This window comes from Streptomyces sp. NPDC107528, assembly GCF_055639295.1.
In genome coordinates this window covers 231,830-251,078 of record NZ_JBVKAV010000008.1, presented here as the reverse complement: position 1 = coordinate 251,078, position 19,249 = coordinate 231,830, and the positions used below count along the sequence as shown (strand labels likewise).

Genomic DNA, 19,249 nt, shown 5'->3' with positions numbered 1-19,249 from the left:
GACGAGCTTCGATTTCATCCCGCCGCAACAAAGCCGGGGGGCGTGCTCAGATACGTACGCGCAGGTAATAGAGCCGGGTCGTCTGTACGGCGTTCTGGTTGTCGTCGCTGACCAGCAGCACCTTCAGGCGATCGCCCGTGCGGCCCGTGATCGCCATGCCCTCGATGTTGTCCAGGAGCGGGTTCGGCTGGGGCTGCTTGGCGGTCGCTCCCAGTGACGGGCAGTTCACGAGGTCGGCGAGAAGGGTCTTCTTGATCAGGCGGACGCCGTCCTGGCCCGTGAGCTTCTCGACACCGCTGGTGTCCGTGGCGCGGCGCGGGTCGGCCAGATGGAGCCGGACCGTGTTCCCGACGCCTGCGGTGAAGCCGCGCTCCAGGACGAGGAGGCGGCCGTCGGGGGTCGCCCGGACCTCGGGGACGCCGAGGCCGGTGTCGGCGCGGTAGGCGTACTGGCGGCCGAGCTCGAAGGAGCCGCCCTTGGTCCGGTTCCAGGTCTGGAAGCGGACGATGTCGGCGCTGTCGCCGGTCAGGGCGTACTCCATCGACGCGAGCAGGGTGCGGCCGCCGGGCAGGAGGGTCAGGCCCTCGAAGGTGCCGTTGGAGACGGCGCGGCCGGCCGGGGCGACCTTCAGCGCGTCCGGCACGGGGAGGCGGTCGAGGATCCGGCCGTCGCGGGAGTAGCGGCGGATGGACGGCTCGGTCTCCGAGGAGATCAGCCGGGTGCCGTCCCGGTCGATGACGAGGCCCTCGGAGTCGAGGGCGGCACCGCTCTCGTCGGCGAGCGGGACGGCTTTCCTCGGCGCGAGCCTCCTGCCGTTCAGGCTGAGGAGGGAGGAGCGGTCGGAGAGGGCCGCGAGGGAGCCGTCGCCGTCCACGGCGAGCGCGGAGAAGTTTCCGACGAAGGTGCCCTCGTACGTCGTCTTGTCGAGCGCGTCGGAGAAGCGGTCGATGGAGACGGAGGGCGAGCAGGCGTGGCGGCCCGGCGAGGTGGCGTGGGCGTTCGCGGGGCCGGCGGCGGTGAGGCAGGTGGCCGCCGCCAGGCCCGCGGTGGCGGTCGCGAGTACGGTTCTCAGGCGCATGGGGGTCACCGTAGGACGGGTGGGTGACGCGAGGTGGGCCGTCTCGTTAAGGGTCAGCTCGCGGCCAGGTCCTTGTGGATGACCTTGGCGACGCCCTGAATGGTCGTGATGCCGTAGTTCATGGTGCTGTTGCCATGGGTGAGCACCGTGATCACGTAGTCGTGGCCGCGCCCCTTGAAGGCGCCGACGCTGTGCACCCGCCAGCCCTGGGTGGCGCGTTGCAGCCAGCCGTTCTTGACCGCCACCGTGACGCCGGACGGCACTCCGTACGGTGTGCCCCAGCGCTGCGAGGAGACGACCTGGCCCATCAACTGCAGGATGTAGGCACGGGAGTTGTCGCTGAGGACCGCGTTCTTGGCCGTGATGAGCTTCAGCAGCTTCTGCTCGTCGGTGACGGTGATCTGGGTCAGGCCCCAGTAGCCGTTCGCGCCGGGCTTGGTCTGGGTCATACCGGCGGCCGAGAGGAAGCCCTTGATCTTCGTCAGGCCGAGCTGCTTCCAGAGCGTGCTGGTCGCGGCGTTGTCCGACTTGGTGATCATGGCCTTGGCGAGGGACGTCTCACGAGCGGTGAGGTACCGGTTGTGCTTCTTCGCGTCCCACAGCAGCGCGGCCAGCACGTTGACCTTGACGACACTGGCGGAGTCGTAGGCGCTGGAGGCCCGCAGGGCGCAGGTGGTGTTGGTGGAACGGTCGTAGAGGCCGACCGCGATGGTGCCCTTGCGGTTGGCCAGGGCGGCGGTGATGTCCTTCGTCAACTTGGCGGCGAGGCCGGCCTTGGCGGACGTACAGCTGACGGTGGGCGAAGGCGCCGCGACGGCGGGGGTGGCGACGGCTATGGACGCCATGACGACGCCGACGCCCACACCTGCCGCGACGCCCGCTCTCGCGCGTCCGGAAACACGCCTTGCCTGCTTGCTCGTTCTCCCGTGGGTCATGTCCTTCTGACCAACGAGCACGCATAAAAGGTTGTACGCATGATGACCGCTGGCTGCGTACTGTCCGTCCTGTCCTTGCAGCGAAAGGCACGGACCGACATCTGGATCGGCGGCGGCTGGGGCATCGGCGCCCCGATCGGGGAGCAGACCCGCGACCACCGCGACTCCGCGCTTCAGGCGTCACTGGAACCGTCGCGCCCCTTCGTCCACCCCGCGTCGGCCTTCGTGACGGGCAGGATCGGCGGTACGACGGTCCCGTGTCTGTCCGCCGAGCAGCAGATCCACTTCCACCAGGGGTACGAGCCGGCGGACCGCGACCGGCACGACATGGCCCAGCTGCGGCAGGTGTTCGGGATCACTACGCTTTTCTGATCACCGGTCGGAGTCGTCGCAGGCGGGGACGGGAACACGCGCACCCCGGCTCTCCGCGATCCGACGGACATCGGTCAGGGCCTCGCTCATCCGGGCCAGCAGGAAGCGGAGCTGCGCGGGCGTTGCTCGTCGGTCGGCGAGCATGTCGTCCGCGTGGTCGAGGAGCTCGCCCGACATTCCGAGCTGAACGCTCTCGACGGCGTCCGCCACACGGGAGACAGGGCCGGTGCCGCCGGTGTGGAGGTAGCACGGTTTGCCGCCTTCCCCGGTCCAGGGGAGCAGGCGTACACCTGTCGCGGGGTGGGTGCTGTGCACGTCCTCCTTCATCGGGCGACCTCCGCTCGCGCCGCGAGCATGCCGCAGGACCCGATGCCGATTCCGGGTACGGCGACCAGAGGCGGCGCCGTCGGCGTGTGGCCACCGGTTTGATGGACGGTCGGCCCGTGGAGAACAGCACGGCTCGCCTTCCGGGCCGGGCGGCCCAGAAGACGTAGCAGCGGCGCGCAGAGATGGGCGATACGGTGACTCATGTCGTCGGCTCCTAGCGTCAGTTGATGACCACGCCCCCGGACCGGTCGGACGGTCGCGGGGGTATCGCGTTCTGTAGCGATCAACTCACACACTGAGACGGGTCGGGCTAGCCTCGCCAGAGGGTCGAATGTGACCAGGCATTCGTCACAAGGGAGTTGGCCATGAGCAACACGTACGGTGACTGGCTCAGGCAGCAGCGCGAGGCGGCGGCGCTGACGCAGGAGGAGCTGGCCGAACGGGCGTTCATGACGCGTTCGCACATCGCGCACATCGAGGCGGGGCGACGGGTGCCTTCGAGGGAGGATGCTCGGCGGCTGGACGTTGCCCTGGGCACGGGGGATGTGCTGAGCAGCTTTCTGCCGCAGGGCGAGGTGGCGATCGCCGACTACTTCGAGTCGGTGCGCGAGCTCGAACAGCAGGCGGTGACGATCCGAGAGTTCGCCCTGACGTACTTCCCGGGCATCCTGCAGACCAAAGGGTACGCACATGCGCTCATGAGTTCGGCGTTCCCTCCGGTGAGCGAAGAGGTGCGTGACAAACGCGTTGTCACACGCCTTGAACGCGCGAAGATCCTTGAGGACCCGGTCACGCCCGTGATGTGGGCGCTATTGGACGAGGCGGTGCTGCGGCGTCCTGTGGGCAGCGAGGGCGTCATGGCGGAGCAGATCATGCATCTCGTCCGCCTCACCGAGGCTCGACGTATCCGCGTACACGTGCTGCCCTTTGATGTGGGGCTTCATCCGATGCTGCACAGCATGCTCTCGCTGATGTGGTTCGAGGACCAGCCACCCCTGGCATACACCGAGGGGCACGGGGCGGGGCGACTCATCGATTCCCCGTCAGCGGTCCAGCAGTTGCAGAGCGGATACGCTCTGGCTTTGAGCGACGCGCTGCCTCTGAAGGAGTCAGTAGCACTACTCAAGGCCACTGCGAAGGACTACGGACACCATGGCTGACCGAATCATCCCGAACGCTGCCATATTGACAGGCTGGCGCAAGTCGTCCTACAGCAGCCCCAACGCCGACAGTTGCCTCGAAGTCCTCGACAACCACCCCTCCGGCGTCCCCGTCCGCGACTCCAAGGTCCCGCACGGCCCGGCGCTGGTCTTCTCCGCCGCCAACTGGTCGGCGTTCGTCACGGCTGTCAAGGAATCACGGCCCTGAGCCGATCGCGACCGCGACTTGCGCCGGGCGTCAGCTCAGAGCGCCTTCCATGGCCGGAATCAGCAGCCGGAGCAGGTCGGTACCGATGTCGCTCTGCTGGAATCTCGGGTAGTCCCCGTCGCGTGCCGGAACCACGGTCAGCCGGTAGTAGGCCGACCCAACGGTGAAAGCGAACCGCATCGGCTCGTCATCGGCGGCCGGGTAGACCGCGAAGGAGTCTCCCTCGCCGATGTTCTGGGGAATCACGTCCCCGCCAGGTGCCTTGATGTCGGCGCGATAGCGCTCCGCGTCGGTCTCCGCGACGCTCGCGTAGGAGCTCTGGTTGCCCCATGTGCACCCCCACGGGCGCTGTCCGTCGATGGCATCGGGCCGGGTGCTGTTGAAGGGGTCCCCGACACCGCCGAAAGCCGATCGGACGTCATCGGCCTTCAGCAGCGAGCACGCGCTCGGCTTCCGAGTGGCCTTGCCCCCTCCGGGACCGCCTCCGGAACCACTGCCGGTCGCGTCCGCCGAGCATCCCACTGCGGCGAGCAGCCCTGCCGCTCCTACCACACAGCCAAAGCCACGTCTTCGGGCCGACGCGGATACCGCAGCGTGCATCAATGCCTCCAATTCACGGACCGGAAACGGGACTTGTGCCGGCTCCCGGTGGTGAGATGGCGTTCAGCGTAGTACCGCGCCGACCGCTGCCGGGTTGCGATCCGCACTCACTCAGTGGGTGCAGATGAACGGGACGGCGGTGAAGGAGAGCCAGTACGGCTCAACGTCCGGCTCCAGTTACAGCTCCGGTTCCGGCTCCAGCGCGAACACCTCCCCGCAGAGCAACCAGTCGGCGATCTACCGCCTGGACCCGTCGGACGTCGACTGACCCCGACCCGCGCCACGCCCAACGGCCCCCGGTCCACCCGCCGGGGGCCGTTTCGTCGTGTCAACTCGCGCGGACAAGCCCTGTTTTGCCGCTTCCCGTCACCCAATGGACACGTGCAAACCCTCGACACGACCACATGTCCATGTCACTCTCCCGTTTGCCGCCTCCATTCAACCCGCGTAGATGGGACCCCCACATGCCGGCGACACGCATACGCAGCTGGAAGTCGGTCGCGCTGACCACGGCCGCCGTCCTGGTCGGCCTCACCGCCCCGGCGCTCACCGCGGCTCCGGCCGCCGCGACGACCACGGAGTACGACGACACGTACTACGCCGACGCGATCGGCAAGACCGGCACGGCCCTGAAGGACTCGCTCCACGAGATCATCGGCGACCAGACCAGGCTCTCGTACTCGGCCGTCTGGAACGCCCTGAAGGTCACCGACCAGGACCCCAACAACAGCAACAACGTGATCCTGCTCTACAGCGGCATCTCCCGCAGCAAGTCCCTCAACGGCGGCAACACCGGCAACTGGAACCGCGAGCACGTGTGGGCCCAGTCCCACGGCGACTTCGGCACCTCCGCCGGCCCCGGCACCGACCTGCACCACCTGCGCCCCGAGGACGTGCAGGTCAACAGCATCCGCGGCAACAAGGACTTCGACAACGGCGGCAGCAGCTTCACCAACTCCGGCGGCAGCCTCACCGACTCCAACTCCTTCGAGCCGCGCGACGCCGTCAAGGGCGACGTGGCCCGCATGATCCTCTACATGGCGGTCCGCTACGAGGGCGACGACAGCTGGCCCGACCTGGAGGCCAACGACTCGATCAACGGCAGCGTCCCGTACCACGGCCGCCTCTCGGTCCTGAAGCAGTGGAACGACGAGGACCCGCCGAACGCCTTCGAGGAGCGCCGCAACGAGGTCATCTACGACAGCTACCAGGGCAACCGCAACCCGTTCATCGACCACCCCGAGTGGGTCGAGGCGATCTGGTAGGCCACCCGGCCCTGTTTCAGCAGCCGTCGACGCGCCAGGGGCCCCGTCGGCCCTGGCGCGTCCGGCTACCACCTGTGCAGCGTAGTGACCTGCGCGTATCTGCTGCCGTTGACCCGGCCATGAAGAAGATCAGCGCGCTCGCCGCGTTCACCTTGGCAGTCCTCGCACTCGCCGCCCCGGCCCAGGCCGACGACGGAGACCGGGGCCGCATCAACATCGCCGGCTACTCCACCGCCAACCTTTGCAGGGAGGCACTCGCGCTCGTCCCGCTGGCCGCACCGTGGACCGGCCCCGCGGTGGACGACGCCTGCCACGACCGCGACCACGTCGACGACACGCGCGACTAGGCCGCCTCGGGCATCACACCGTGAGGTGCGTCGGCGCGAACATCCGCAGCACGGCCGGGAGTACGACCACCGAGGGCCCGGGCTCGGACAGCGCCTTCGCCAGGTCGGCCTCCAGGGTCTCCGGGGTCGTACGGACCCCGGGGACGCCGAAGGACTCGGCCAGGGCCACGTAGTCGGGGCGGGTCAGCTCCGTCGCCGTGGCCTCGCCGAAGGCGTCCGTCATGTACTCGCGCAGGATGCCGTAGCCGCCGTCGTCGACGATCAGCCAGGTGACCGGCAGGTCGTACTGCCTGGCCGTGGCCAGCTCGGCGATCGAGTACAGGGCCCCGCCGTCGCCGGAGACCGCGAGCACCGGGCGGGTCGGGTCCGCGGCGGCCGCGCCGAGCGCCGCCGGGAAGCCGTAGCCGAGGCCGCCGGCGCCCTGGGCGGTGTGCATGTGGTTGGGGCCCTTGGCGTCGAAGGCCGACCAGGCCCAGTAGGCCAGGATCGTCATGTCCCAGAACGACGGCGAGTCGGCGGGGAGCGCCTTGCGGACGGACGCCAGCACGTCCTGCTCCAGGGTGAGTTCCTGGGCGGCGATGCGGTCGGCGACCTTCGCGAGGACGGCTCGTACCCGCTCGGACGCGGTGGGGTCGGTGCGCTCCGTCACCGTCTCCAGCAGCGCCTGCAACGCGAGCCGCGCGTCCGCGTGGATGCCCAGTGCCGGGTGGTTCGACTCCAGCTTGCCGAGGTCCGCCTCGATCTGGATGACTCGGCCCCGCGGCTTGAACGTGTGGTAGTTCGAGGAGAGTTCACCGAGGCCCGAGCCGACGACCAGGAGTACGTCGGCGTCCTCAAGGAAGTCCGTCGTGTGCCGGTCCTCGATCCAGGACTGGAGGGACAGCGGGTGCGTCCAGGGAAACGCGCCCTTGCCGCCGGGTGTCGCGACGACCGGCGCCTGGAGCGTCTCCGCCAGTTGCCTCAGCTTGCCCGAGGCGTCCGCCCGTACCACTCCCCCGCCCGCGATGATCGCCGGGCGCTCGGCGTGCGAGAGCAGGTGGGCGGCGACCGCCGTCAGTTCGGGGCGGGGCGGCAGCTCCTCGGGGAAGGCGTCGCCGCCGGTCACCACCGGGACCGACGTCTCGGCGAGCAGCACGTCCTGCGGGATCTCCACCCACACCGGGCCGTGCGGGGCCGTCAGCGCCGACTTCCAGGCCGCTTCGAGCGCGGAGGGGATCTGGGACTGGGTGCGGACCGTGTGGACCGACTTCACCACGCCCCTGAACGAGGCCGCCTGGTCGGGGAGTTCGTGCAGATAGCCGTGCCTGCCGCCGCCCAGCCCCGCCGTCGGGATCTGGCTGCTGATCGCCAGCACGGGCGCCGATGCCGCGGCCGCCTCCTGCAACGCGGCCAGCGAGGTCAGCGCCCCCGGGCCCGTCGACAGCAGCAGCGGGGCCGCCTCGCCGGTGATCCGGCCGTACGCGTCCGCCGCGAACCCGGCGTTGTTCTCCACCCGCAGCCCGATGTACCGCAGGTCGGAACGGCGCAACGCGTCGAACATGCCCAGTGCATGCTGGCCGGGCAGCCCGAAGACGGTCGTCGCGCCGAGCCCGGCCAGCGTCTCCACGACCAGGTCCCCGCCGTTGCGCCCGGCGGGTGGATTCAGGGCAGCGTCGATCTGCGCCTGAGTCGGGCGGAGTACCAGGTCGTGGTCGTGAGTCACTTCGCTTCCGAGTCCTTCCGGGCCGCCGCGATCTGGCGGGACATGATCGTGGTGAGTTCGTACGCCGTGTGGGACGCGGCCACCGACGTGATCTCGGCGTGATCGTACGCGGGCGCCACCTCGACGACGTCCGCCGAGACCAGGTTGCAGGACGCCAGGCCCCGCAGGATCTCCAGCAGCTCGCGCGAGGTCATGCCGCCGGCCTCGGGGGTGCCGGTGCCGGGCGCGTGGGCCGGGTCGAGGCAGTCGATGTCGATGGAGATGTAGAGGGGGCGGTCGCCGATGCGCTGGCGCAGCTGGTCGGCCACCTCGTCGGCGCCGCGGCGGTAGACGTCCGCCGAGGTGACGATGCCGAAGCCCATCTTCTCGTCGTCCGTGAGGTCCTGCTTGCCGTACAGCGGGCCGCGGATGCCGACGTGGGAGAGGGCCTCGGTGTCGAGGATGCCCTCCTCCACCGCCCGCCGGAACGGGGTGCCGTGGGTGTACTCCGCGCCGAAGTACGTGTCCCAGGTGTCGAGGTGGGCGTCGAAGTGGAGCAGGGCGACCGGGCCGTGCTTCTTGGCGACCGAGCGCAGCAGCGGCAGCGCGATGGTGTGGTCGCCGCCCAGGGTCATCAGGCGGGCGCCGGTGCCGAGCAGGTCGTCGGCGGCCGCCTCGACGGTCTCCACGGCCTCGTTGATGTTGAACGGGTTCACGGCGATGTCGCCGCCGTCCGCGACCTGCGCGAGGGCGAAGGGGGAGGCGTCCTGCGCCGGGTTGTACGGGCGCAGCAGCCGGGACGCCTCGCGGATCGCGTTGCCGCCGAAGCGGGCGCCCGGCCGGTACGAGACGCCCGAGTCGAACGGCACGCCGACCACGGCGACGTCGGCGCGGCCGACCTCGTCGAGGCGCGGGAGCCGGGCGAAGGTCGCGGGTCCGGCGTACCGCGGGATGCGGGAGGAGTCGACGGGGCCGCGGGGCGTCTCGTTGCCAGTCATAGTGAAATGCCTTCTTTCCTACGCTTCATCGCGTATGAGTGATATCTGCCTATGACTCTACTGGTGAGCCGGCACCGGTTCGGACGCGAGTTCGGGAGCCCGCCCGGCAAGGCGCTCACGCCAGGCGGCGAGTACGGCCGCGTCGGTCGGCTTCGTCATCAAGGAGACGGCGATGTACGCGGCGAGGGAAGACAGCAGGCCGTAGTAGACGGGCTCGTTGGCGAGAATGCCGTAGGTCGCCATCAGGGTGACGACGGCGAGACCGCCGACCGTGACGGCGGCGAGCGCGCCCTGTGCCGTGCCCCTCTTCCACAGCAGTCCGCCGAGGATCGGGACGAGGAGTCCGCCGACGAGCAGGTTGTACGCCACCGTCAGCGCCTCGACGACGTTGTTGAGTGCGATGGCCGTACCGATCACGGCGAGGCCCATGATGAGGATGAAGGCGCGGTTGCCCTGCACCTCGTCGCGCTCACCGGTCGTGATTCTCCCCCGCAGGCGTGACCAGATGTCGTTGTTGGCGACGGTGGCGCAGGCGATGAGCGCGCCGGAGGACGTGGACATCACGGCGGCGAGGGCGGCGGCCAGCACCAACCCGCGTACACCGACCGGGAGTTCGTCCTTGACGATGGTCGCGAAGGCGTCGTCCGGGCTGCCGAGCTTGGGGTAGAGCACCTTGGCCGCCGTGCCGATGACGGCGCCGGCGAGGGCGTAGGCGAGACAGTAGGTGCCCGCGACGGTGCCGCCCCACTTGGCGGTCGTGTCGCTGCGGGCGGTGAACACGCGCTGCCAGATGTCCTGCCCGATCAGCATGCCGAACGTGTAGATCAGGACGTAGGTGAAGATCGTCTCGCCGCCGATGCCGAGCGGGTCGAAGTACTCGGTGGGCAGCTGGGCCTTCATCTCGCTGAACCCACCGGCCTTGACGACGGCGATGGGCAGGAGCAGCAGGAGCACGCCGACGGTCTTCACCACGAACTGCACCATGTCGGTGAGCGTGATCGACCACATGCCGCCGAGCGTCGAGTAGGCGACGACGATCGAGCCGCCCAGGATGATCGCGACGGTGCGGTTCATGTCGAAGAGGACGTCGAAGATCGTGGCGTACGCGATGGTCGACGTGACCGCGAGCATGAGGGTGTACGCCCACATGACGACGCCGGAGATGACGCCGGCCCGGCCGCCGTAGCGCAGGTCGAGCATCTCGGAGACGGTGTAGACCTTCAGGCGGGCGATGCGGGCCGAGAAGAAGACGGAGAGCGCGAGGAGGCCGAGGCCGATGGTGAACACCATCCAGGCACCGGAGAGGCCGTACTGGTAGCCGAGCCCCACACCGCCGATGGTGGACGCGCCGCCGAGGACGATCGCGGCCATGGTGCCGGAGTACATCGTCGGCCCGAGCCGGCGCCCGGCTACCAGGAACTCGCTCTTGGACTTGGCGCGGCGCATGCCCCACCAGCCCATGGCCAGCATGCCGGCCAGATAGACGACGATGACTGCGTAGTCGACGGCCACAGGGACCTCCCTCAATCGGACACTCGAAATTCGGACACTCGAAGTCGCCGGCGGGTGACAGGGGTCGACACTAGGTGGCCGGAAAGCGACTGCGAAGTGTACGTTTCATCCATCTGCGGTTGTGCGACTGAAGGAAACATCCACATGCCGGAGCCAGCCGTTCCGCCCACTCCCCCGGTACCGCTCTCCGCGCTGCTGGCCAGAGAGGATCTGGCCCTGCGCCGGATCGCCGGACCCGCCGACGCGGACACGGTGATCCACTGGGCGCACACCTCGGAAATGGCCGATCCCTTTCCCTACCTCCTGGGCGGCGAGCTGCTGCTGACGGCCGGTGTCCACGTCCCGGAGGCGGCGGGTTCGGGCACGTACTTCGACGACTACGTGTCGCGGATCGTCGCGGCGGGCGGCGCGGCCCTCGGCTTCGGGCTCGCCCCGGTCCACGACACGGTGCCGCGCGCCCTGGTGGCGGCGTGCGACGCCCACGGCCTCCCGCTCCTGGAGGTCCCGCCGCAGACCACCTTCTCCGGTGTGGCCCGCGCGGTCTGGCGACTCATGGCCCAGGCCCGCCACGCCGAACTGCGCCGCGTGACGGAGGCCCAGCAGAGCCTCGCGGCGGCGGCGTCCCGCCCGGACCCGGTACCCGCGGTCCTGCGACAGCTGGCCCAGCGGGTGGGCGGCTGGGCGGTGCTGTACGGGCCGGAGGGGGCGGTGATCGGGGAGGCAGGGCGCACGGCGCCCTGGGCCGCGGTGCGGGCGGCGTTGGCGGAGCTGGCGGGCGTGGTACGGCCGGTGGTGCCGACGGCGGGCGGCGAGCCCGCACGGCAGCCAACCGGCCCCCACACGCCGACGTACCCGCAGCCCACGTCCACGGCCACCGGCCCGGACCCCGCCCGACCGACCGGCGGCCCGCAAACCACCCGACCGGCCACCGGCACCCAGGCCACCCGGCCGACCGGCGCCCCAGGCGCCGCACGAGCGGGCAACAGCCCGCAAACCGCCCGAGCAACGACATACCCGCAACCCCCGACCACCGACCCGGACCCCGCCCGACCAACCAGCGGCCCGCAAACCACCCGACCGGCCACCGGCACCCAGGCCACCCGGCCGACCGGCGTCCCGGGCGCCGCACGAGCGGGCAGCAGCCCGCAACCCCCGACCACCGACCCGGACCCCGCCCGACCAACCGGCGGCCCGCAAAGCACCCCACCGGCCACCGGCTCGCACCCCGCGCGAGCCACCCCGGGAGCCCCGGCCACCCGGCCGACCGGCGTCCCGGGCGCCGCACGAGCGGGCAGCAGCCCGCACCCTCCGGCCACCGACCCGGACCCCGCCCGACCGACCGGCGGCCCGCAAAGCACCCCACCGGCCACCGGCTCGCACCCCGCGCGAGCCACCCCGGGAGCCACCACGGGAGCCCCGGCCACCCGGCCGACCGGCGCCCCGGGTGCCGCGCGGGCAGGCAGTCGCGGCGTCGCAGGGCAGGCCGCCCGCTTCGAAGCCCCGCGCGCGGGTGCCGGGGCGCCCGCCACCCCCTCCTCCGCCTCCGACACCATCGCCGGCACCCACCTCTCCGCCTACGCCCTCGGCAGCGGACAGGGCTTCGTCCTCGGTGTCGCCGCCGCGCGCCGGGACTCGGGCGATCACACCATCGCCTCCGTCGCCGCCGTACTCCTCTCCCTTCTCACCGGCGAGCACCAGAGCGGCTCGGGAGCAGCACGGTCGTCGGCGCTCGTGCGGATGCTGCTGGGGGCCGAGCCGGAGGCGGTGGCCCCGCTGCTGGGTGCCGAGCACTGGCTGGTGGTCCACGGCAGTCCCGACACCCAGCCCTGCGACCCCGTGGCCGCCTCCGCGCTGGGCGCGGCCCTGGGCTCCCCGCTGGTCGACCTGGCGCCGGACGTCGTACGCGTCCTCGCCCCGGCGGACCGCGAACCGGCCCCGCAGCCGGGCTGGACCCTGGGCGTCAGCGCCCCGGCGTCAGCGCCGGACTGGCCCGCGGCGGACACCCAGGCGGCGCGGGCCCTGTCCAGGGCGAGGGCCACCCGTACGCCCCTGTTCCGGCACGGCACCCAGCGCCCGGCCCTCGCCGACCTGCTCGCCCCGGACGAGGCGGAGGCCCACGCCCGCGACCTCCTAGCGCCGCTCACCGCCCCGCTCACGGAGACCCTGCGCACCTGGCTCTCCCTGCACGGCAGCTGGGACCGCACAGCCGTCGCCCTGTCCGTCCACCGCAACACCGTCCGGCAGCGGATCGCCCGGTGCGCGGCGCTGCTGGAGACGGACCTGGACGACCCGGACGTACGGATGGAACTGTGGTTCGCCCTGCGCCGGATCGAGCCATGATCCGCAAGTGACCCGCGTCGCACGCGCCCCGGACTCGGCCGTTCCCGCAGTTGTCTGCCTCACAATGGGAACCATGCCGATACCCGGGACACCCAGCCGCGCCGAGCTCGTCGACCACCTCGTCAGAACCCGTATCGCGGGCGACGTCGCCACGCCCCGCGAGAACAACCTCTCCCACTACCGCAAGCTGGCGAACGGCGACCGCCACTACTGGCTCGGCCTGGAGCTCGGCGACCGCTGGACCGACGAGCAGGACGTGCTCGCGGTGATGGCGGAGCGCGTCGGCGTGAACGACGACGCGGAGCACCGCCACGGCCAGGACACCATCGACCCCGAGCTGACGGTGGCCGCGCTGGAGCGGATGGCGGCCCGGCTGCGCAAGGCGGCGGACGGCGGCCAGCGAGTCCTGTTCGCGACGGGCCACCCGGGCGGTCTGCTGGACGTCCACCGCGCGACGGCGGACGCGCTGCGCACGGCCGGCTGCGAGATCGTCGTGATCCCGGAAGGTCTCCAGACCGACGAGGGTTACGTCATGCAGTTCGCGGACGTCGCGGTCCTGGAGCACGGCGCCACCCTCTGGCACACCCACTCCGGGGAGCCGATGAAGGCCATCCTCAGGGGACTTGAGCGCGAGGGACGTCCGCTGCCGGACCTGGTCGTCGCCGACCACGGCTGGGCGGGCTACGCCGGACAGCACGGGGTGGACTCCATGGGCTACGCGGACTGCAACGACCCGGCGCTGTTCCTCGCGGAGGCGGAGGGGACGGTGCAGGTGGTGGTACCGCTGGACGACCATGTGGTGAGCCCGCGTCACTACGACCCGATGACGGCGTTCCTGCTGGCGGAGGCGGGGCTCGGCTAGAACGGACCTGGGACCGATGCTGTTGCGCAACGTCACACCTGACGACGTCGACGCCTACGTCCGTATGCGCTGCGATCCCGACATGATGGGGGACCTCGGCGGCCCCCTCCCGCGCGAGGGCATGCGGGACAAGGTCCTGCGGGACGCCCGGGAGGCGGCGGCGGATCTCGCCTGGATCAAGATGATCGTGCCGGCGCCGGACACGCCCGACGTGGTGGCGGGGAGCGTGACCATCTGGTCGTACGACACCGACGAAGGGGCCGTGTCCGAGATCGGCTGGATGGTTCTGCCGCAGTTCCAGGGCCGGGGGCTGGGAAAGCGCGCCGTCCGGGCCCTGCTCGAACAGGCCCGGGACGAGGACCGCTGGGGTGTCGTGCACGCCTTCCCGGCCACGGGAAACGGAGCCTCGAACGGCATCTGCCGCTCGCTCGGCTTCCGGCTGCTCGGCGAACGCGAGGTGACGTTCGCCGACCGGGTCCTGCACAGCAACCACTGGGCCGTCGACCCTCGCGTCGATCTGGCCTGACGTCAGGGCCTGCGGGCAGGGCCCGGGCGGGTCACCGCGGGATCCGGACCACGCCCTCCTGGATCACCGACACCGCCAACTGCCCGTCCTGGGTGTAGATGCGGGCCTGCCCGAGGCCGCGTCCGCCGTGCGCCGACGGTGACTCCTGGTCGTACAGCAGCCACTCGTCCGCGCGGAACGGGCGGTGGAACCACATCGCGTGGTCCAGCGAGGCGCCGACGACGTCACCGACCGCCCAGCCGCCCCGCCCGTGCGCGAGCAGGACGGAGTCGAGGAGCGTCATGTCGGAGACGTACGTGGCGAGTACGACGTGCAGCAGGGGGTCGTCGGCCAGCTTGCCGTTGGTGCGGAACCACACCTGGGAGTGCGGTTCGCGGGGCTCGCCGAACCTGCCGAACGGCGGCTCGTCGACATAGCGCAGGTCGACCGCCTCGCGTGCTTCCAGGAACTTCTCCACCACCGCCGGATCGAGGTGGTCGTAGTCCCGCAGCCGCTCTTCCGAGGTGGGCAGCGTCGCCGGGTCGGGCGACGGGGGCATGGGGGCCTGGTGGTCCATCCCCTCCTCGTACAGCTGGAAGGAGGCCGACAGGGCGAAGATCGGCTTGCCGTGCTGCACCGCGACCACCCGGCGGGTGGTGAAGGAGCGACCGTCGCGCATGCGGTCGACGTTGTAGACGATGGGCGCGCCCGGGTCCCCGGCGCGCAGGAAGTACGCGTGGAGCGAGTGGGCGTGCCGGTCCTCGGGGACCGTCCGCCCGGCGGCGACGAGCGCCTGGGCCGCGACCTGTCCGCCGAAGACGCGTGGGACGACGGCGGACCGGGACTGGCCGCGGAATATGTCCTCCTCGATCTGCTCCAGGTCGAGCAGATCGAGGAGTCCCTGTAGTGCCTGGTTCATGGCACCTTTTCTACTGGCAGGTAATTGCGCGGACCTTACAGGCCCATGTCCTTCGCGATGATCGACTTCATGATCTCGCTGGTGCCGCCGTAGATCCGGTTGACGCGGTTGTCCGCGTACAGGCGGGCGATCGGGTACTCGTTCATGAAGCCGTAGCCGCCGTGCAGCTGGAGGCAGCGGTCGATCACACGGTGCGCGACCTCGGTGCAGAAGAGCTTCGCGGAGGCGGCCTCGGCGGGGGTCAGCTCGCCGGCGTCCAGGGCCTCCAGCGCGCGGTCGGCGACCGCCTCGGCGGCGTCGACCTCGGCCTGGCAGGCGGCCAGCTCGAACTTGGTGTTCTGGAAGGACGCGACGGACTTGCCGAAGACGGTGCGGTCCTGCACGTACTCCTTGGCGAACCGGACGGCGGCCTTGGCCTGCGCGTAGGCACCGAAGGCGATGCCCCAGCGCTCGGAGGCCAGGTTGTGGCCGAGGTAGTAGAAGCCCTTGTTCTCCTCGCCGAGCAGGTCCTCGACCGGGACCTTCACGTCGACGAACGCCAGCTCGGCGGTGTCGGAGGTCTTCAGGCCGAGCTTGTCGAGCTTGCGGCCGACGGAGTAGCCCTCGGACTTGGTGTCGACGGCGAACAGGGAGATGCCGTGGCGGCGGTCCTCGGCGCTGGGCGCGTCGGTGCGGGCGCAGACGATCACACGGTCGGCGTGCACACCGCCGGTGATGAAGGTCTTGGCGCCGTTGAGGACGTAATGCGTGCCGTCCTCGCTCAGCTTGGCGGTGGTCTTCATGCCCGCGAGGTCGGAGCCGGTGCCCGGCTCGGTCATCGCCAGCGCCCACATCTCCTCACCGGAGACGAACTTCGGCAGGAACCGCTTCTTCTGCTCGTCGGAGGCGAGCATCTTGATGTACGGCAGGCCGAGCAGCACGTGCACGCCGGAGCCGCCGAACTGGACGCCCGCGCGCGCGGTCTCCTCGTACATCACGGCTTCGAACTTGTACGACTCGATGCCGGCGCCGCCGAACTCCTCGTCGACGCGGATGCCGAAGACGCCGAGCTCGGCGAGCTTGTAGTAGAAGTCGCGGGGCGCCTGGCCCGCCGCGAACCACTCGTCGTAGACCGGGACGACCTCGGCCTCGATGAAGGCGCGGATGGTCTCCCGGAACGCCTCGTGATCCTCGTTGAACACCGTACGGCGCACGCCGCCCACCTCCACCGGTACATGTCTAAGCGCTTGCTCACTCAACCGTACCGGCGGGTATCCACAGGCGTCCAGGGGTCAAGGTCCGTAACGCTCGTCACTCCAGGAGCGCCCTAGGGGCGCTTCCGCGAACCCGACCCGACCGGACGCCGCCGCCGCCCGCGCCCGGCCCGCAGCAGCCGTACGCCCACGAACGCCAGGGCCGCCACGACCACGATCACCAGGATCGCCTTGGAGTAGAGGCCGACCAGGTCGGTGACCTCGTGCCAGCGGGCACCGAGGGCGTAGCCGGCGGCGATGAAGGCGGTGTTCCAGATGAGGCTGCCGGCCGTGGTGAGGGCGAGGAACACCGGGAGCCGCATGCGCTCGACTCCCGCCGGTATCGAGATCAGGCTGCGGAAGATCGGCACGAAGCGGCCGAAGAACACGGCCTTGGTGCCGTGCCGGAGGAACCAGGCCTCGGTCCGCTCCACGTCCGCGACCTTCACCAGCGGCAGCCGCGCCGCCACCGAGATCAGCCGGTCCCGGCCGAGGAGCGCGCCCAGCAGGTACAGGGCCAGGGCGCCCACCACCGAACCGGCCGTCGTCCAGGCGACGGCCCCGACGACGTCCATCCGGCCCTGGCTCGCCGTGAACCCGGCCAGCGGCAGGATCACCTCACTCGGCAGCGGCGGGAAGAGGTTCTCCAGGGCGATGGCCAGTCCGGCGCCGGGGCCGCCCAGCTTCTCCATCAGGTCGGCGGCCCAGCCGGCGACTCCGCCGACGGGCGCCTCGGATGCAGCAGCAATGATCATGCGGGCCACTTTACGAAGTCTTGACCTAAAGGCGGTATGAGGAGGGCCTCAGATCAGGCTGTGGGAACCCGCACAAGAAGAGTGCGGTTTTCCGCAGGGCGCCGCCCCGGCCGCCTTGGCTAGCCTGACCCGTCGTGATCGGATTCACCGAGCGCTGGCTCCGCCTCGCCGCCGGGCTGCTGCTGGGCGGGCTCACGGCGGTGGCCGAACTCCTCCTCGTCCTGGGCGGCCGGCTGCGCAGGCCGACGGCCCGGCGCCCTTCCTCCGTCCCCGCGAGCGCGCTGCGCCTCGCCGCCCTGGAGCGGCGCCGCCTCGCGGTCTTCCACGCCGCCGAGCTGGACCCGCCGCGCACCGGGCAGGCCGCGTACGGGTACGTGGCGGCACGCTGGCCGCTCGGTCTGTTCGGGCTGCTGGTGCTGCTGACCTCGCTGATCGGGCTCGCCTACGCGTCCCTGCTGGTGTGGGCCTGGTTCGTGATGGATCCCGACCATCTCGGCACCGTCGCGTTGTCCGGGCTGGGCGGCGTCTTCCTCCTGTTCCTGTGCGCACAGGGCGGGCGCGGGCTGGCGCAGCTCGACGAGCAGCTGGCCCGGCGGCATCTGGGCCCCAGCGAGACGGAACTGCTGCGGCGCCGGGTCGGTGAACTGGCCGAGACCCGGGCCGGGGTGATGCAGGCCGTGCACGACGAACGGCGGCGCATCGAGCGCGACCTGCACGACGGCGTGCAGCAGCGCCTGGTCGCCCTGGGCATGCTGCTGGGCCGGGCCCGCCGCGCCACGGACCCCGCCAAGGCGGACGCGCTGCTGCGCCAGGCCCACGAGGAGTCCGCCCACGCACTGACGGAGCTGCGCGAGACGGCCTGGCGGATCCACCCCGCCGCCCTGGACGAGCGCGGGCTGGCCGCGGCCCTGGAGGAACTCGCGGAGCGCTCGGTCCTGCCCGTCGAGGTGACGTACGCCCTCGACGGCACCCCGCCCCCGGTCCCCGTACAGACGGTCGCGTACTTCGTCGCCGCCGAGGCCGTCACCAACACCCTGAAACACTCGGGCGCGACCCGGGCCGAAATCCGCGTGACCGGACGACACGGCGGCATCGTCATCCACATCGAGGACAACGGCACCGGCGGCGCCCCCCACCGTCCCACCACCGGCGGCCTGCTCGGCCTCTCCCGCCGCACCGCCGCCCTCGACGGCCACCTCACCATCCACAGCCCACCCGGCGGCCCCACCCTCATCACCGCGGAGCTCCCATGCGCGTCATGACCGCCGAGGACTCGGCACTGCCGCGGGAGGGCCTCGTGGGGCCTCACACCGACGACGCCGTCGTGATCACCATCCAGGCCTACGCCACCGACGATCCCCCACACCACCCCACCACCGGCCGCCTCCCCGGCCCTGCCCACCGCACCGCCGCCCCCAACGGCCACCTCACCATCCACAGCCCACCCGGCGGCCCCACCCTCATCACCGCGGAGCTCCCATGCGCGTCATGATCGCCGAGGACTCGGCACTGCTGAGAGAAGGTCTCGTGCGGCTGCTGGCCGAGGAGGGGCATGTCGTGGCGGCGGCCGTGGGGGACGCGGAGGCGCTGCTGGTGGCCGTGGCGGCCGAGCCGCCCGACATCGTGGTCGTGGATGTCCGGATGCCGCCCACGCACACCGACGAGGGGCTGCGCGCCGCGCTGCGGATCCGTGAGCTGCATCCCGGTACGGCCGTGCTCGTGCTGTCGCAGTACGTCGAGCGCCGCTACGCCACCGAGCTGCTCGGCGGCAGCAGTGAGGGCGTCGGGTACCTGCTCAAGGACCGGGTCATGCAGGTGGAGGAGTTCCTCGCCGCGCTGGAGCGCGTCGGCGCCGGCGGCACCGCCTTCGACCCCGAGGTGGTCCGCCGGCTCCTCGCCCGCAGCGCCCGCACCGACCCGCTGCACGGGCTCACGCCCCGGGAGCGCGACGTGCTGGCCCTGATGGCGCAGGGCTGCACCAACGCGGCCATCGCACAGCAGCTCTACGTCTCACAGAGCGCGGTCGAGAAACACACCAACGCGATCTTCGACAAGTTCGGCCTCACCGGTACCACCGGATACAGCCGCCGCGTCCTGGCCGTACTGCGTCACCTGAGCGCCCCGGCCGAGGGATAGCTCCGGACGCCGTACGG

The 19,249-nt window shown here is 71.0% G+C and carries 22 protein-coding genes; 12 read left to right on the top strand and 10 right to left on the bottom strand.

The genetic code is table 11. From position 1 onward, the window contains the following. Positions 1–46: 46 nt before the first annotated feature. Positions 47–1,078 carry an esterase-like activity of phytase family protein gene (locus tag ACZ7L5_RS26080; RefSeq protein ID WP_471519211.1) on the bottom strand — a complete coding sequence of 344 codons (1,032 nt, stop codon included), beginning with the start codon at positions 1,076–1,078 and terminating at the stop codon, positions 47–49. Positions 1,079–1,131: 53 nt separating this feature from the next. Continuing rightward, positions 1,132–1,923 carry a serine hydrolase gene (locus ACZ7L5_RS26075; protein ID WP_471519209.1) on the bottom strand — a complete coding sequence of 264 codons (792 nt, stop codon included), beginning with the start codon at positions 1,921–1,923 and terminating at the stop codon, positions 1,132–1,134. 129 nt (positions 1,924–2,052) lie between these two features. Here ACZ7L5_RS26075 and ACZ7L5_RS26070 point away from each other — a divergent pair, with 129 nt between their 5' ends. Next, entirely contained in the window at positions 2,053–2,385 is a 333-nt protein-coding gene (locus ACZ7L5_RS26070) for a nucleotidyltransferase domain-containing protein (protein WP_471519207.1), read from the top strand. Here the strand turns inward: ACZ7L5_RS26070 and ACZ7L5_RS26065 are convergent, their stop codons facing one another. Next, a complete protein-coding gene (locus tag ACZ7L5_RS26065) occupies positions 2,386–2,712 on the bottom strand; it encodes a hypothetical protein (protein WP_471519205.1) in 327 nt (108 codons plus the stop codon). Between the two features lie 365 nt (positions 2,713–3,077). Between ACZ7L5_RS26065 and ACZ7L5_RS26060 the strand changes: the two genes are divergently transcribed. After that, positions 3,078–3,872: a helix-turn-helix domain-containing protein gene (locus ACZ7L5_RS26060; protein WP_471519203.1), complete on the top strand. Its 795-nt coding sequence runs from the start codon at positions 3,078–3,080 to the stop codon at positions 3,870–3,872. Next, entirely contained in the window at positions 3,865–4,080 is a 216-nt protein-coding gene (locus tag ACZ7L5_RS26055) for a DUF397 domain-containing protein (RefSeq protein ID WP_328427508.1), read from the top strand. The genes ACZ7L5_RS26060 and ACZ7L5_RS26055 overlap by 8 nt, the downstream gene beginning before the upstream one ends. Positions 4,081–4,110: 30 nt before the next feature. On the opposite strand, the gene ACZ7L5_RS26050 is transcribed toward ACZ7L5_RS26055, so the two are convergent. Further along, on the bottom strand, positions 4,111–4,632 hold the full coding sequence (locus ACZ7L5_RS26050) for a hypothetical protein (RefSeq protein WP_471519201.1): 522 nt from the start codon (positions 4,630–4,632) through the stop codon (positions 4,111–4,113). Between the two features lie 166 nt (positions 4,633–4,798). Between ACZ7L5_RS26050 and ACZ7L5_RS26045 the strand changes: the two genes are divergently transcribed. The 3 genes from ACZ7L5_RS26045 (at position 4,799) to ACZ7L5_RS26035 (ending at position 6,292) form a co-directional block, all read left to right on the top strand. After that, a complete protein-coding gene (locus ACZ7L5_RS26045; protein WP_471519199.1) occupies positions 4,799–4,948 on the top strand; it encodes a hypothetical protein in 150 nt (49 codons plus the stop codon). A 196-nt stretch (positions 4,949–5,144) separates the two neighbouring features. Beyond that, a complete protein-coding gene (locus ACZ7L5_RS26040; protein ID WP_471519197.1) occupies positions 5,145–5,945 on the top strand; it encodes an endonuclease I family protein in 801 nt (266 codons plus the stop codon). Positions 5,946–6,064: 119 nt separating this feature from the next. After that, positions 6,065–6,292 (top strand): hypothetical protein, encoded by a 228-nt coding sequence (locus ACZ7L5_RS26035; RefSeq protein WP_363037710.1) that lies wholly within the window; start codon positions 6,065–6,067, stop codon positions 6,290–6,292. 13 nt (positions 6,293–6,305) lie between these two features. On the opposite strand, the gene ACZ7L5_RS26030 is transcribed toward ACZ7L5_RS26035, so the two are convergent. Genes ACZ7L5_RS26030 through ACZ7L5_RS26020 form a run of 3 tightly spaced genes read right to left on the bottom strand, consistent with a single transcriptional unit; the run spans position 6,306 to position 10,483 of the window. Continuing rightward, entirely contained in the window at positions 6,306–7,994 is a 1,689-nt protein-coding gene (locus ACZ7L5_RS26030) for a thiamine pyrophosphate-binding protein (protein WP_363037708.1), read from the bottom strand. Further along, positions 7,991–8,971, bottom strand: a complete 981-nt coding sequence (speB, locus tag ACZ7L5_RS26025) for an agmatinase (protein ID WP_328881492.1) — start codon at positions 8,969–8,971, stop codon at positions 7,991–7,993. The genes ACZ7L5_RS26030 and speB overlap by 4 nt, the downstream gene beginning before the upstream one ends. Positions 8,972–9,028: 57 nt before the next feature. Continuing rightward, entirely contained in the window at positions 9,029–10,483 is a 1,455-nt protein-coding gene (locus tag ACZ7L5_RS26020; protein ID WP_471519194.1) for a sodium:solute symporter family protein, read from the bottom strand. Between the two features lie 144 nt (positions 10,484–10,627). Here ACZ7L5_RS26020 and ACZ7L5_RS26015 point away from each other — a divergent pair, with 144 nt between their 5' ends. The 3 genes from ACZ7L5_RS26015 to ACZ7L5_RS26005 all read left to right on the top strand — a co-directional run bounded on the left by ACZ7L5_RS26015 (position 10,628) and on the right by ACZ7L5_RS26005 (position 14,211). Then, complete coding sequence (locus tag ACZ7L5_RS26015) at positions 10,628–12,823, top strand: PucR family transcriptional regulator (protein WP_471519192.1); 2,196 nt, start codon at positions 10,628–10,630, stop codon at positions 12,821–12,823. 73 nt (positions 12,824–12,896) lie between these two features. Continuing rightward, positions 12,897–13,685: a phosphatase gene (locus ACZ7L5_RS26010; protein ID WP_328881489.1), complete on the top strand. Its 789-nt coding sequence runs from the start codon at positions 12,897–12,899 to the stop codon at positions 13,683–13,685. A gap of 16 nt (positions 13,686–13,701) precedes the next feature. Further along, positions 13,702–14,211 carry a GNAT family N-acetyltransferase gene (locus tag ACZ7L5_RS26005; protein ID WP_471519190.1) on the top strand — a complete coding sequence of 170 codons (510 nt, stop codon included), beginning with the start codon at positions 13,702–13,704 and terminating at the stop codon, positions 14,209–14,211. A 31-nt stretch (positions 14,212–14,242) separates the two neighbouring features. Here the strand turns inward: ACZ7L5_RS26005 and ACZ7L5_RS26000 are convergent, their stop codons facing one another. The 3 genes from ACZ7L5_RS26000 to ACZ7L5_RS25990 form a co-directional block, all read right to left on the bottom strand. Next, positions 14,243–15,109: an acyl-CoA thioesterase gene (locus ACZ7L5_RS26000; RefSeq protein WP_471519188.1), complete on the bottom strand. Its 867-nt coding sequence runs from the start codon at positions 15,107–15,109 to the stop codon at positions 14,243–14,245. A gap of 35 nt (positions 15,110–15,144) precedes the next feature. Further along, positions 15,145–16,302: an acyl-CoA dehydrogenase family protein gene (locus ACZ7L5_RS25995; protein ID WP_328881486.1), complete on the bottom strand. Its 1,158-nt coding sequence runs from the start codon at positions 16,300–16,302 to the stop codon at positions 15,145–15,147. Positions 16,303–16,415: 113 nt separating this feature from the next. Next, on the bottom strand, positions 16,416–17,096 hold the full coding sequence (locus ACZ7L5_RS25990; protein ID WP_471519186.1) for a DedA family protein: 681 nt from the start codon (positions 17,094–17,096) through the stop codon (positions 16,416–16,418). Between the two features lie 134 nt (positions 17,097–17,230). On the opposite strand from ACZ7L5_RS25990, the gene ACZ7L5_RS25985 reads away from it, so the two are divergent. Genes ACZ7L5_RS25985 through ACZ7L5_RS25975 form a run of 3 tightly spaced genes read left to right on the top strand, consistent with a single transcriptional unit; the run spans position 17,231 to position 19,232 of the window. Continuing rightward, positions 17,231–18,358, top strand: a complete 1,128-nt coding sequence (locus ACZ7L5_RS25985) for a sensor histidine kinase (RefSeq protein ID WP_471519184.1) — start codon at positions 17,231–17,233, stop codon at positions 18,356–18,358. Continuing rightward, complete coding sequence (locus ACZ7L5_RS25980; protein ID WP_471519183.1) at positions 18,346–18,588, top strand: hypothetical protein; 243 nt, start codon at positions 18,346–18,348, stop codon at positions 18,586–18,588. The genes ACZ7L5_RS25985 and ACZ7L5_RS25980 overlap by 13 nt, the downstream gene beginning before the upstream one ends. Then, positions 18,576–19,232 carry a response regulator transcription factor gene (locus ACZ7L5_RS25975; protein WP_328881484.1) on the top strand — a complete coding sequence of 219 codons (657 nt, stop codon included), beginning with the start codon at positions 18,576–18,578 and terminating at the stop codon, positions 19,230–19,232. Before ACZ7L5_RS25980 ends, ACZ7L5_RS25975 begins: the two co-directional genes overlap by 13 nt. Positions 19,233–19,249 lie beyond the last annotated feature (17 nt).

What these genes read in the sequence shown, in the direction of transcription:
- ACZ7L5_RS26080 (WP_471519211.1), bottom strand. Translation starts at nt 1,078, where the DNA reads ATGCGCCTGAGAACCGTACTCGCGACCGCCACCGCGGGCCTGGCGGCG.
- ACZ7L5_RS26075 (WP_471519209.1), bottom strand. Translation starts at nt 1,923, where the DNA reads ATGGCGTCCATAGCCGTCGCCACCCCCGCCGTCGCGGCGCCTTCGCCC.
- ACZ7L5_RS26070 (WP_471519207.1), top strand. Translation starts at nt 2,053, where the DNA reads ATGATGACCGCTGGCTGCGTACTGTCCGTCCTGTCCTTGCAGCGAAAG.
- ACZ7L5_RS26065 (WP_471519205.1), bottom strand. Translation starts at nt 2,712, where the DNA reads ATGAAGGAGGACGTGCACAGCACCCACCCCGCGACAGGTGTACGCCTG.
- ACZ7L5_RS26060 (WP_471519203.1), top strand. Translation starts at nt 3,078, where the DNA reads ATGAGCAACACGTACGGTGACTGGCTCAGGCAGCAGCGCGAGGCGGCG.
- ACZ7L5_RS26055 (WP_328427508.1), top strand. Translation starts at nt 3,865, where the DNA reads ATGGCTGACCGAATCATCCCGAACGCTGCCATATTGACAGGCTGGCGC.
- ACZ7L5_RS26040 (WP_471519197.1), top strand. Translation starts at nt 5,145, where the DNA reads ATGCCGGCGACACGCATACGCAGCTGGAAGTCGGTCGCGCTGACCACG.
- ACZ7L5_RS26035 (WP_363037710.1), top strand. Translation starts at nt 6,065, where the DNA reads ATGAAGAAGATCAGCGCGCTCGCCGCGTTCACCTTGGCAGTCCTCGCA.
- speB (WP_328881492.1), bottom strand. Translation starts at nt 8,971, where the DNA reads ATGACTGGCAACGAGACGCCCCGCGGCCCCGTCGACTCCTCCCGCATC.
- ACZ7L5_RS26015 (WP_471519192.1), top strand. Translation starts at nt 10,628, where the DNA reads ATGCCGGAGCCAGCCGTTCCGCCCACTCCCCCGGTACCGCTCTCCGCG.
- ACZ7L5_RS26010 (WP_328881489.1), top strand. Translation starts at nt 12,897, where the DNA reads ATGCCGATACCCGGGACACCCAGCCGCGCCGAGCTCGTCGACCACCTC.
- ACZ7L5_RS26005 (WP_471519190.1), top strand. Translation starts at nt 13,702, where the DNA reads ATGCTGTTGCGCAACGTCACACCTGACGACGTCGACGCCTACGTCCGT.
- ACZ7L5_RS26000 (WP_471519188.1), bottom strand. Translation starts at nt 15,109, where the DNA reads ATGAACCAGGCACTACAGGGACTCCTCGATCTGCTCGACCTGGAGCAG.
- ACZ7L5_RS25990 (WP_471519186.1), bottom strand. Translation starts at nt 17,096, where the DNA reads ATGATCATTGCTGCTGCATCCGAGGCGCCCGTCGGCGGAGTCGCCGGC.
- ACZ7L5_RS25980 (WP_471519183.1), top strand. Translation starts at nt 18,346, where the DNA reads ATGCGCGTCATGACCGCCGAGGACTCGGCACTGCCGCGGGAGGGCCTC.
- ACZ7L5_RS25975 (WP_328881484.1), top strand. Translation starts at nt 18,576, where the DNA reads ATGCGCGTCATGATCGCCGAGGACTCGGCACTGCTGAGAGAAGGTCTC.